8 protein-coding genes and 1 tRNA gene are annotated in these 11,921 nt (G+C 71.6%); 3 read left to right on the top strand and 6 right to left on the bottom strand.

All coding sequences use genetic code 11. From position 1 onward, the window contains the following. Positions 1–47: 47 nt before the first annotated feature. From EDF63_RS12490 to EDF63_RS12475, 4 genes are all read right to left on the bottom strand, one after another. Complete coding sequence (locus EDF63_RS12490) at positions 48–947, bottom strand: carbon-nitrogen hydrolase family protein (RefSeq protein WP_123313356.1); 900 nt, start codon at positions 945–947, stop codon at positions 48–50. A 110-nt stretch (positions 948–1,057) separates the two neighbouring features. Next, positions 1,058–1,134 (bottom strand) — tRNA-Met (locus tag EDF63_RS12485). Between the two features lie 63 nt (positions 1,135–1,197). Then, complete coding sequence (locus tag EDF63_RS12480) at positions 1,198–4,176, bottom strand: UPF0182 family protein (RefSeq protein WP_185021412.1); 2,979 nt, start codon at positions 4,174–4,176, stop codon at positions 1,198–1,200. Positions 4,177–4,341: 165 nt separating this feature from the next. Beyond that, positions 4,342–5,451, bottom strand: coding sequence for a PDZ domain-containing protein (locus EDF63_RS12475; protein WP_260233095.1), 1,110 nt, complete (start codon positions 5,449–5,451; stop codon positions 4,342–4,344). A 152-nt stretch (positions 5,452–5,603) separates the two neighbouring features. Here EDF63_RS12475 and EDF63_RS12470 point away from each other — a divergent pair, with 152 nt between their 5' ends. Together EDF63_RS12470 and EDF63_RS18430 are read left to right on the top strand one after the other, a co-directional pair. Then, the gene (locus EDF63_RS12470; protein ID WP_123313354.1) at positions 5,604–7,061 is read left to right on the top strand and encodes a zinc-dependent metalloprotease; all 1,458 of its coding nucleotides are present in this window, start codon (positions 5,604–5,606) and stop codon (positions 7,059–7,061) included. 75 nt (positions 7,062–7,136) lie between these two features. Further along, a complete protein-coding gene (locus tag EDF63_RS18430) occupies positions 7,137–7,994 on the top strand; it encodes a hypothetical protein (protein ID WP_148061776.1) in 858 nt (285 codons plus the stop codon). On the opposite strand, the gene EDF63_RS12460 is transcribed toward EDF63_RS18430, so the two are convergent. Next, positions 7,885–9,726, bottom strand: a complete 1,842-nt coding sequence (locus EDF63_RS12460; protein WP_260233094.1) for an ATP-dependent helicase — start codon at positions 9,724–9,726, stop codon at positions 7,885–7,887. The two genes, EDF63_RS18430 and EDF63_RS12460, sit on opposite strands and share 110 nt — an antisense overlap. Continuing rightward, positions 9,723–10,658, bottom strand: coding sequence for an NAD(+) diphosphatase (nudC, locus tag EDF63_RS12455; RefSeq protein WP_123313352.1), 936 nt, complete (start codon positions 10,656–10,658; stop codon positions 9,723–9,725). Before nudC ends, EDF63_RS12460 begins: the two co-directional genes overlap by 4 nt. 117 nt (positions 10,659–10,775) lie before the next feature. Between nudC and EDF63_RS12450 the strand changes: the two genes are divergently transcribed. Further along, the gene (locus tag EDF63_RS12450) at positions 10,776–11,774 is read left to right on the top strand and encodes a phosphotransferase (protein WP_123313351.1); all 999 of its coding nucleotides are present in this window, start codon (positions 10,776–10,778) and stop codon (positions 11,772–11,774) included. The last annotated feature ends 147 nt before the right edge of the window (positions 11,775–11,921 follow it).

The raw sequence follows: 11,921 nt of genomic DNA, 5'->3' as shown, positions 1-11,921 counted from the left end.
CCCGCCACCGGCGCAGCCGCGACCACGCACCGGACGGGACGCACGCGTCAGGGGCGAGCCGCGCCTCCGGGCAGGGCGCGCAGCGCGACGTCGTACCGCCGGAGTGCCAGCGACGGGTTGACCTGCCGGACCGCCGCGGTCACGGCGGTGTCGACGGTCGCGACGAGTGCGCCGGGTGTGGACCCGGCGGCGGCGACCGCGACGCCGGAGGGGTCGAGCACCACCGAGGCGCCGATGCCGATCGGCGGCGTCTGGCCGACGCCGACGACCCACACGGTGTTCTCGATCGCCCGCGCCGTGAGCAGCGTCCGCCAGTGGTGTTCCTTGCCCGGGCCGCGCACCCACTCGGCCGGCAGCACGACGACGTCGGCCGCACCGTGCTCCGGTGCGGCCAGCCGCCGGGTGACCTCGGGGAAGCGCAGGTCGTAACAGGTCTCGAGTCCGATGCGGACGCCCTCGAGCTCGAAGACCGGCAGCTGCTCCGGATCGCCGGACTCGATGCGGTCGGACTCCCGCGACCCGAAGGCGTCGTAGAGGTGCACCTTCCGGTACGTCGCCGCGAGCTCGCCGGTGGGGAGCACCGCCACCAGGGTGTTGCGGAAGCGCGCGGGGCCCGCCGTGGTCGCCGCGCCCGTCGTCGCTGCTTCTGTCGTCGCTGCTTCTGTCGTCGCTGCTTCTGTCGTCTCGGCGATCCCGACGACCAGGGCGACACCGGTGTCGCGGGCGATGTCCTGCAGCCCGGACACGAAGGGGCCGTCGAGCGGTTGCGCTGCGGCGACGAACCGGTCGTCGATCTCGGCCGTGAAGTACGACGAGTACTCCGGCGTGACGAGCAGGGCCGCTCCCCGCGCGGCGGCGTCGACGGCCGCGGCCCGGACGGTCTCGAGGTTCGCGGCGCTGTCGTCCGCGGGAGCGAACTGCGCGGCGGCGATCGTGAGGGTGCCCATCCGCCGAGCGTACCGGCGCGCCGCGGCGCACCGCGGCGCGCTCCCGCGTGCACGAGTCCGGAAACGAGGAAAGCCCCGGTCCTTTCGGACCGGGGCTTTCGTGTGACGCTTGGTTGCGGGGGCAGGATTTGAACCTACGACCTCTGGGTTATGAGCCCAGCGAGCTACCGAACTGCTCCACCCCGCGGCACGTTGAATAGCCTACACACGGTCGTGGCGGGGCACAAATCGTGTGCCCCGCCACGGCGTGTCAGCTGCCGTCTTCGGCTGCGGTCGCGGCCTCGATCGCCTCTTGCAGGCGCTTGTCGGCCTCGGCCGCGGCGACCAGGTCGTTGTCGGCGTAGGCCTGCTGGCGGTCCTGCAGGGCGTCGTTCGCGTCGGACAGCGCCTGCTGCAGCGCGTCGTTGCCCGTGGCACCCGATCCGCTCGTACCGCCCGTCGAACCGGACCCCGTGTCGGAGTCGGAGCCGGAGCCGGACGAACCCGAATCCGAATCCGACGAGCCGGATCCACTCCCCGAGCCGCTGGCATCGGAATCGCCGGCAGCAGCACCGGAGTCACCGCCGAACAGCGAGTTGAGCGCCTCGTCGAGGGTGTCCTCGAACGCGATCTTGTCGCCGAACGCGACCAGCACCTTCTGCAGCAGCGGGTACGAGCCGCTCGACGTCGACTGGACGTACACGGGCTGCACGTACAGGAAGCCGCCGCCGACCGGCAGCGTGAGCAGGTTGCCCTGCTTCACCGTCGAGTTGCCGCGCTTCAGGATGTTCAGCTCCTGCGACACCGTGGTGTCCGAGTTGAACAGGTTCTGCACCTGCGCCGGGCCCGGGATGTTGTCGGTCTTCGGCATCGTCAACAACGTGAGCTTGCCGTAGCCCGACGCCTTCTTGCCCTTGCCCGCACCTCCCGCGTCGGAGTCGGCCGCCAGGTACCCCGTCAGGACGTTGCGGTTGTTCGCGCCGGCGGACTGCTGCGGGATGTAGGTCGTGTACAGGTTGTACGCGGTCTCCTGCCCCGGCACCTTCATCGTCAGGTAGTACGGGTCCTGCAGGTTCGCCTTGCTCGCGGTCGTCGTCTGCGCGCCCAGGGCGTTCGTGGTCGTCGACGTGTCCGCCGCGCTCGCGTCGCTGTCCGTCCCACCGGTCGTGGTGGGCTCCTGCGGCGTGTTCCACGCGTCGTCACCCGAGTAGAACGAGTTCGCGTTCGTCACGTGGTACGTGCCGAGGATCGACCGCTGCACCTTGAAGAGGTCCGTCGGGTACCGGACGTGGTCCAGCAGCTCGGCGCTCATGCTCGACACCGACTTGACCGACGTCGGGAAGATCTTCTCCCAGGTCTTCAGCACCGGGTCCTTGGTGTCCCACGCGTAGAGGGTCACCTTGCCCGTGTAGGCGTCGACCGTGGCCTTCACCGAGTTGCGGATGTAGTTCACCTGGTCGGTGCGGTACGCCGAGGACTCCGAACCGGCGATGCTGTCCGACAGGCTCTGGCTCTGCGAGTACGGGTAGGCGTCGCTCGTCGTGTAGCCGTCCACGACCCACTGGATGCGGTGGTCGACGATCGCCGGGTAGGCGTCGCTGTCGACCGTCAGGTACGGAGCCACCTTCTGCACACGCGTGATCGGGTCGCGGTCGTAGAGGATCTGGGAGTCCTTGTTGACGGCGTCCGACAGCAGGACCTGCTCCGACTGGAACTTCGCCGCGTAGACGAGTCGGTTGAAGAAGTTGCCCACACTCGGTCCGCCGTCGCCGGAGTACGTCGTGGTGGCGTTCCCGCCGTTGTCGTCGTCGGACCCGGAGGGGTAGTCGAGCTCGACGTCCTTCGAGCCCTTCGGGGCGCCGACGATCGAGTACGCCGGCGAGGTCTCACCGAAGTACACGCGCTGCTGGAAGTCCCCCAGCGCACCGTTCGACGGGATGCCCGACTCGAGGAACACCGGCTTGCCGTCGCTCGCACGCTGGTTGCCGAAGGCCGCGGTCACGCCGTAGCCGTGGGTGTACACGAACGCCCGGTTGTACTGGGTGTTCGCGGCCGAGCTCAGCCCGTCGAGGTCGATGTCGCGCACCGCGATGACGGTGTCCTCGGTCTCGCCCTTGACGTCGTAACGGTCGACGTCGAGCTCGTCCGGGAACTGGTAGTACTGCCGGTACTGCTGCAGCTGGCTGAAGGTGTCGGAGACGATCTTTGGGTCGATGAGGCGGATGTTCGCCGTCGTCTGGGCGTCCTGCGCGAGGGCGCCGGAGCTGGCCTCGGTCGTGGCGTCGTAGTTCTGTTCCTTGACGTCGGAGACACCGTAGGCGTCACGCGTGGCCTTGATGTTCCGCTCGATGTACGCGGACTCGTACGTGCGCTCCGAGGGCTTGACCTGCAGGCGCTGGACGATCCAGGGGTAGATGCCCCCGATGACGATCGCGGCGACGAGCAGCAGCCCGGTCCCGACGATCGAGATGCGCCAGCGGCCGATGATCGCCGTGACGATGAACAGGATCGCGACGATCGCGGCGATGCCCGCCATGATCTCGCGGCCCGGGATGACCGCGTTCACCTCGGTGTACTGGGCACCGGTGATGAGCGAGTTCGACTTCGTGAGCGCCGCGTACTGGTCGAGCCAGAGGCTCACGGCCTGCAGCGCGATGTAGAGCGCTGCGGTGACGGCGAGCTGGATGCGCGCGGCACGCGAGATGCGGACTTCACGTCCCCCGAAGCGCAGCGCGCCGTACAGGTAGCAGGCAGCGAGGGCGGCGAGGCCGGCGATCAGCACCACGGCCGACGAGTACGCCACGATCGAGCGCCAGAACGGCAGCTCGAAGACGTAGAAGCCGATGTCGAGGCCGAACTGCGGGTCCGTCTTGCCGAACGGCGTCCGGTTGAAGTACTCGAGCACCATGCTCCAGCGCCCCGAGGTCGACAACCCGGCGAAGATGCCGAGCACCACCGGGATGCCGATCATGACGGCGCGACGCAGCGGCTCGATGACCTGCTGGTACCGGTCCAGCTGCGAGTTGAGCTTCGCGTAGACCGGGCGGTACCGGAAGGCCAGCCCGATGCTCAGGAAGACCGGCACCGCCATGCCGAGGAAGCCCGCCAGGAACATCAGGGTCCCTGCGATCCACCGCGTCGTGAGGACCTGCTGGAACCCGAGCTGCGCGAACCACGCGTAGTCCGTGTACAGGCTGGCGAAGATGAAGAAGCCGATCACCAGTGCGGCCAGCACGATGATCGTGACCACGATCGGGACCCGCGGCGAACGCCGCCCCGAGGTGGACGAGGTTGTCGTCACTTGATGTGCTCCAGACGTGTCGGACCGGCGGGCCCGGCTCGCGGCGGGCCGTCAGTGCACTGATCCTATTGGACCGGGCGGAGTGTGAAACTGTGCGAGGACTCAGGAAACCGGTCAGGAACCGCAGCGGGCGAGCTTCGCGGTGCTCTTCCCGTCGGCGATGGTCTGCAGGTCGGTGACGGCTTGGTCGAGCGTCGACACCTTGTAGACGTCGAGCCCGTCCGGCACGTGCCCGACGACCTCGTCGCAGTTGTCGGCCGGGGCGAGGAACACCGTCGCGCCCGCCTCCCGTGCCCCGTAGAGCTTCTGCCGGATGCCGCCGATGGCCCCGACCTCGCCGTCTGCGGTGATCGTGCCCGTGCCCGCGACGTGCTTGCCGCCGTTGAGCTTGCCGGGCGTGATCTCGTCGATGATCCCGAGCGCGAACATCATGCCGGCCGAGGGGCCGCCGACGTCCTGCAGCGTGATCGAGACGTCGAACGGGAAGTCGTACTTCTCGGTGACGCCGACGCCCAGGAGCGCGGTGCCCTGCTCGTCGCGCGGGGTCACCCGGACGTCCTTCGTCGCACCGTCGCGCTCGATGGTGACGGTCGCCGGGGTCGACGTGCCGTGCTTCGCGACGAGTTCGCGCAGCGAGGTGGCGTCGGCGTTCGTCGTGAGCGAGGTGCCGTCGAAGGCCGTGATGACGTCGCCCTTCTCGATCGGACCGTCGGCAGCCGAGCCGGGCTGCACGGTGCCGACCTCGAGTTCGGTCGGCAGGTCGTTCCCCTGCTGGATCAGCGCCGCGGCCACGGCGGACTGCTGCGACGCCTGCATGTCGGCGGAGTCCTGCTGGTTGACCTGCTCGGTCGTGGTGCCGGTCGGGTAGATCGCCTCGACCGGGATCACGGCCTCGGACTTCGTGAAGATCGCGCGGACGACGCTGGTCCACGACGGACGGTTCGTCGCGTCGCCCTGGATGCCGACCGTCAGCATGTCGAGCGCCCCGGCGGTGGGGTAGGTCTCGTGCCCGGAGACCTGGATCAGCTTGACGTCCTTCGCGTCCTTGCCCGTCCCCTGCTCCTGCGTCCCGATGGTGTTGTAGACCGGTCCGGGGACCTCGATCAGGTACGGACTCGGCAGCACGCTCGCGAGGATGCCCAGCACCACTGCCCCGATCACGAACGCCCACCCGACGGTCCTGGCACGCGAACGACGACGGGGCGCGGGGGCGAAGAGGGTCACGCGGGGTCCTTCCAGGGGCGGTCGCCGGGCCTGGCGGCGGGGCGGTCGTCCTCGCCGTACGGCGGGACTGTTCGCCCTCGGCGCAGCGGTTCGGGCGTTCCCACGGGGGCATCCCAGGTGCGGCCCCGTGAGCAGCGATTAGCGTAGTCGGCATGCCTGATGAACCACAGCCGGGGCCGGACGACGACTTCCAGGAGATGCTGCGCAAGCTGCTCTCGGGCGAGGGCCAGATCGACCCGTCGCAGCTCGCCGGGGCGGCTGGCCTGCCGAACGACCCGGCCTTCGTCGCGAACCTCATGAGCCAGCTGCAGCGTGCCGCGCAGTCCGGCGGGGACGGCATCGACTTCTCCGCGACCGCCGAGCGCGCGACCGCGATCGCCCGCGAGGGCGGCCACGCCGTCGACCCGGTGGCCTCGCAGGCGGCCGACCAGGCGTTCCAGGTCGCGGCGCTCTGGCTGGACGAGGTCACGACGGTCGCCGAGCTCACCGCCACCCCGAGCCTCTACACGCGTGAGCAGTGGGCGAAGGCGACGGTGCCGGTGTGGACCCAGATCGCCGAGCCCGTGGCGTTCAGCATCGCCGACGCACTGACCGAGGCCATCGACCAGCGGGCTCCCGAAGAGCTCAAGGCGATGCTCGGCGACGTCTCGAAGGCGATGCGCGGCGTCGGCGGTGCGCTGTTCGCCATCCAGCTGGGCCAGGTCGTCGGCCAGCTGTCGAAGGAGGTCGTCTCCGGCGGCGACGTCGGCGTGCCCCTGCTGGACGAGCAGGTCGCTGCACTCCTGCCGCAGAACGTGGCGGAGTTCGCCGAGGGACTCGACGTCTCCGAGGACGAGGTCCGCATCTACCTGGCGGTCCGGGAACTCGCCCACGCGCGACTCTTCCGCTCCGCGCGGTGGCTGCGTCTGCACATCATCTCGTCGATCACGGACTACGCGCGGGGCATCCACATCCCGTTCGACCGCGTCGAGGAGCTCGCGGCGGACATCGACCCGACCAACCAGGAGCAGCTGCGGGACGCGCTCGCCTCCGGTGCGCTCATCCCGCCGAGGACGCCCGAGCAGGACGCCGCGCTGGCACGACTCGAGACCATGCTCGCCCTCGTCGAGGGCTGGGTCGACACGGTGACCGCCGCCGCCACCGTCCGGCTGCCGAAGAGCGGCGCCATCGCCGAGATGGTCCGCCGTCGCCGGGCGGCCGGCGGGCCCGCCGAGTCGGCCTTCGCGACGCTCGTCGGCCTCGAGCTGCGCCCCCGCCGTCTGCGCGAGGCCGCCGCGATGTGGCAGCGGGTCACGGACGAGCTCGGCGCCGAGCAGCGTGATGCCCTCTGGTCGCACTTCGACCTGGTGCCCACGTCCGACGACGTCGACGCACCGGACGCCCTGGTCGCCCGGCTGCGGAACCCTGCGCAGACGGAAGAGGACGACGCGTTCGACAAGGCACTCGAGGACCTGCTCAACGACGCCACCGGTTCCCGCCCGCACGAGGACGAGTCCGGTCGGATCGACGACGGCGCCCCGGGCACCGACGACAGCGGGACGGGCACCGACGAGACCGGCACCGACGAGACCGGCACCGACGGGGACCACCCCGGCGACCAGCCCCGCTGACGCCGCCACCGACGAGTTCTCCACAGATCCACCTCATGACCCCACGCCTGCCCCCGACTCGGGCAGCGTGGGGTCATGGGCATCCGCATCGATCCGACACTCGAGTTCGTCTGGCGCGACCCGGCCACGGTGCAGCTCGGGGTCGATCCGCCCCGTGCCGTCGTCGCCGTCCCGACGACGGGCGAAGAGCGGTTCCTCAGCGCCCTCCGGCGTGAGACGGGGCGCGAGGCCCTGAGCGGCCTCGCCGTCACGTCGGGCTGCCCACCGGACGTCGCCGCGCGGGTGCTCGGTGCGGCGTCCCCCGCGGTGATCGACGTCCTGCCCGAACCGCTCGAACGGATCGAGGTCCACGGGTCCGGTGGGCTCGCGGACACGATCGCGGCCCACTTGTCCGGTGAGGGCGTGACCGTCGCCCGGACGTCGTCCCCGCGGGGCGGCCCGGTCGTCCTGCCGGAGCACGAGCCCCGGCTCGCCGTGGTGGTCGCCGACCACGTCGTCGACCCGGCGCTCCGCGCCGCCTGGACCCGCAGGGGCGTGCCGCACCTGGCGGTCGTGGTGGGCGACGGACGCATCCGCCTCGGGCCGTTCGTCGTGCCGGGGGCCGGCCCGTGCCTCCAGTGCGCGGAGTTCGCTCGCGTGGACGACGACCCGGCGTGGCCGGCGATCGCGTCGCAGCTGTGGGGACGACCGCCGTCGCCCCTGTCACCCTGGCGGACCGCCGCGGTGGCCGCTGCCACGACCCGACTGCTCGTGCAGCGCCTGCCCCTGCGGACGCAACGCGCCGACCCCGACCAGGTGGTCTTCGACCGCGACGACCTGGCCGTCAGCCGGTGGTCGGTGCCGCTCCATCCGCGGTGCGCGTGCCGAGCGCTGCCAGGAACCGACTCGGAGCACGGGCTCCCCCACGTGTGGAGCCCTGTCGCGACCACGTGATGGTCACGGTTCGCCGAGCACGGGTGAGTCCGACGTAGAACAGGCGTCGTTCCTCGTCGACCTCGGTGTCGGTGGTGGCGTGGGAGATCGGCAGGAGCCCCTCGGCGGCGCCGGCGATCACGACGTTGGGCCACTCCAGGCCCTTCGACGAGTGCAGGGTCGCCAGGGTGACGGCGTCGACCTCGGGCTCGTGGTGGGTCGCCGCACGGTCCACCAGGTCCTGGGTGAACTGCTGCATGGTCGTGCCGGCGGGGGCGTCCTCGGCCAGGCCCATGATCGCCTGCAGGGCTTCCCACTGGTCACGGACGGCGCCCGTGCCCTCGGGCGCGGTCGGCGTCCACCCGCTGACCTGCAGCACGAGACGGACACGGCGGGTCAGTTCGTCGTCGGTCTGCCGGATCGCTTCACCGCGCATGTGGTGCACCGCGAGCTTCACCTCGGGGCGGTTGAAGAAGCGCGTGCCACCCTGCACGCGGTAGGGGATGCCGTTGCGGCCCAGCGCGGACTCGAGCGCCGCGGACTGCGCGCCGACGCGGAACAGCACCGCGCAGTCGCCGTACTTCGCCCCCGCGGCGACGAGTTCCGCGATCCGCCGGGCGATGGTCTGCGCCTCGTCGCCGTCGTGCACACACGGCACCACGACGGGGTCGGGTCCGGGTTCCTGGGTCTGGGCGACCAGGTCGAGGGCGCCCGGCTGTCCGCGCATCAGCGCGTTGGCGGCGTGCACGACCTCGCGGGTGGAGCGGTAGTTCCGTTCGAGTCGCAGGACCGAGCCGCGCGGGAACTCCGAGCCGAACCCGAGCAGGTAGTCGCTCGAGGCACCGGCGAACGAGTAGATCGTCTGGCTGGCGTCACCGACGACGCACAGGTCGTCGCGGCCGCCGAGCCAGGCGCGCAGCAGGTCGTGCTGCACGGGCGAGACGTCCTGGTACTCGTCGACGACGAAGAACCGGTACTGCTGCCGCACGTACGACGCCACCCGCGGCTCCGACTCCACCATGCCGAGGGTGGCGAGCAGGACGTCCTCGAAGTCGAGCTGTCGGCGGTCGTCCTTGAGGCGTTCGTACGCCTTCATCAGGTCGATCACCCGGCGCGGCGAGGTGTCACGCGGCATGACGCGTTCGGCGGCGGCGGCCTCGTACTCCTCGAGCGAGAGCATCTGCACCTTGCGCCACTCGACCTCGGCGGCCAGGTCGCGCAGCACCGGTGTGTCGACCGACATGCCGACGGTGTCGGCGGCGTGCGCGATCATCCGCCCCTTGGACTCGACGATCTTCGGAGCGTGCCCGCCGACGGTGTCCGGCCAGAAGTAGCTGAGCTGCGCCATCGCCGCGGCGTGGAAGGTGCGGGCCTGCACCGTCCCGGCGCCGAGCGAGCGGAGCCGCGATCGCAGCTCACCGGCGGCGCGGGTGGTGAACGTCAGCGCGAGGACGTGGTTCGGCGCGTAGGTGCCGGTCGCGACCCCGTAGGCGATGCGGTGGGTGATCGCCCGGGTCTTGCCGGTGCCGGCTCCCGCCAGCACCGCGACGGGGCCGAGCAGGGTCCGGGCGACGGTGCGCTGCTCCGCGTCGAGGGCGGCGAGCAGTTCATCGGGTGACGGCGGACGGACCTCGGCGGGAACACCCGGACCGGCGGAACCGGCCGGACCGGCGGAACCGGCCGGACCGGCGGAACCGGCCGAACCGGCCGAACCGGCGCCAGCCGACACCGGCCCACGACCAGCGTTGCTCACGGCAGGTCCAGGGGCCCGCCGTACCACTCCTCGATGATGGCGCGGGCGATCGACGTCCGGCCGGGCAGCAGCAGGGTGTCCCCCGCGCGCTCCCGGATGTCCTCGCGCGAGAACCAGCGCACGTCGAGGATCTCGACGCCGTCGGGCCGCGCCGTCGACGGGTCGCCGTCCACCGCGCGGGCGCGGAAGCCGACCATCAGCGACGCGGGGAACGGCCACGGCTGCGAGCCGAGGTACTCGGGCTCCTCGACGTGCACGCCGGACTCCTCGAAGACCTCGCGGCGGACGGCGTCCTCGAGCGACTCGCCCGGTTCGACGAACCCGGCGAGCAGCGAGTAGCGGTTCGCGTCCCACGCCGCGTTCGAGCCGAGCAGGATGCGGTCGTCGGCGTCGACGACCCCGACGATGATGGCGGCGTCGGTGCGCGGGAAGTGCTCGTGCCCCTCGGGGTCGCGGCGGACCCAGCCGCCGGTCACGACGTCGGTCGCCGACCCGGTGCGGGGCGAGAAGCCGTGGACGGCGTGCCAGTTCGCCATCGCCACCGCCTCGACGGCCAGGCCCTGGTCGCGCGGGGACAGCTCGGTGCCGAACATGCGCAGGCTCTCCCACGCGTCGTCGGACGGCTCGATGGCCGCCGCGGTGCCGTCGTCGACGAGGGCGGCGACGAAGCGGGTGCCGGCGGGAGCGTCGGCAGCATCGGCGACCGCGCGGCCGAGGTACAGGGTCACGGTTCCGGCCGGGACCTCGGACGCGGTGACGAAGCGCAGGGTGCCGTCGGCGTTCCGGAGCATCTCGGACCCGTGCACCGGCAGGTACCGGGTCGCGGGGTCCTCACGCAGGACCCGGTCGAGGTCCGGCGTCGAGCGGAACTCGGCGTCGCGGTCGAGTTCGTTGCGGGACAGCGGGAGCCGGGAGGCGAACTCGACGGTCACGGCAGAGGGCTCCTCGGTTCAGGTGCAGGGACGGCCTGCGGGCATGGCGTGCTGGGAAGGCTTCGGGAACAGCGTGGCGTGCACCGGTGCAGGCGCCGCGCACCTACCCTGAGGGGCATGGCGGGATCCCAGTTCACTCTAGCCGCGTTGGCGACGACGGCCGTGCCCGGTCTCCTCGTCACGGGCACGCGCACGCTCGGCTCGGCCGCGGCCGGCGACTACGAGTCGGCTCTCCTCCGCGACGCCGACGGCGTCGAGACGGTCATCCGACGTCCCCGGAACCAGCGGGCGGAAGCCCGGCAGTCGGCCGACCTCGTCGCGATCCGTGCGCTGAGCGCCGGGATCCGTACGCGCCTCCCGTTCGGGGTCGCCGAGTACCGCGGACAGGCGCCGATCGGATCGACCCGCGCCATCGTCACGACCCGCCTGCCGGGCGCGCACCCGACGCTCGCGTCGCTCGCCGAGCGGCCGGAGCTCGCCACCAGTGTCGGCCGCGCCGTCGCCGCGATCCACCAGCTGCCCACGAGCTTCGTCTCCGACGCCGGCCTGCCGTCGCTCACCCCGTTCGAGGTGCTGCGTTCCGCCGTGTCCGTGATGGACCGCGCCGTCGCCACCAAGCTCGTGCCCGCCGCGCTGGTCGAACGGTGGGAGGGCGCCGCGCGCGACCAGCAGCTGTGGCAGTTCACCCCCACCGTCGTGCACGGCTCGATCGGCACCGGCGTCCTGCTCGTCGACGGCGATGCCGTCAGCGGCATCCTCGACTGGGGCGAGCTCCGGCTGGGCGACCCGGCGAAGGACCTCGCCTGGGTGCTCGCCGGCCGACGCGACGCCTTCGACACCGTCCTGAGCGCCTACGAGGCGAACGGCGGCGGACGCGACCGCCAGCTCGCCCAGCGAGCTCGTGTGCACCACGAACTCGAGACGGCGCACTGGCTGCTGCACGGCGTGCAGGCGAAGAGCACCGAGGTCGTCGACGACGCGGTCGCGATGATGCACCGACTGGTGGACGCGGTGCACGCGCCGAGCGCGGAGCCGCTGCAGTCGGTGTCCCCCGAGACGATGGAGATCGGCGAGGTCGAGCAGCTGCTGTCGTCGACCGAACGCCGCCACGGCTGACGCCGCCCGCGCGCAGAGCGGTCCACGCCGGTCGCGTGGGTCGCGGTGCACGCAACCGTCTGGAGGCCCGGTGCCGATCCGGCGGACCCGCTCCGGGCCTCCGGTGCGTCGCCGGACGGGCGCGGGGCGCTCCGCCGAGCGGTCGCG

Source organism: Curtobacterium sp. JUb34, assembly GCF_003755065.1.
In the GTDB taxonomy this organism is placed as follows: domain Bacteria; phylum Actinomycetota; class Actinomycetes; order Actinomycetales; family Microbacteriaceae; genus Curtobacterium.
The sequence above is the reverse complement of the archived record's forward strand: the minus strand, read 5'-3'. Positions and strand labels throughout refer to the sequence as shown.

Excerpts from the sequence above, each read along its gene's own strand:
- EDF63_RS12490 (WP_123313356.1), bottom strand. The coding sequence starts at position 947 with ATGGGCACCCTCACGATCGCCGCCGCGCAGTTCGCTCCCGCGGACGAC.
- EDF63_RS12470 (WP_123313354.1), top strand. The coding sequence starts at position 5,604 with ATGCCTGATGAACCACAGCCGGGGCCGGACGACGACTTCCAGGAGATG.
- EDF63_RS18430 (WP_148061776.1), top strand. The coding sequence starts at position 7,137 with ATGGGCATCCGCATCGATCCGACACTCGAGTTCGTCTGGCGCGACCCG.
- EDF63_RS12450 (WP_123313351.1), top strand. The coding sequence starts at position 10,776 with ATGGCGGGATCCCAGTTCACTCTAGCCGCGTTGGCGACGACGGCCGTG.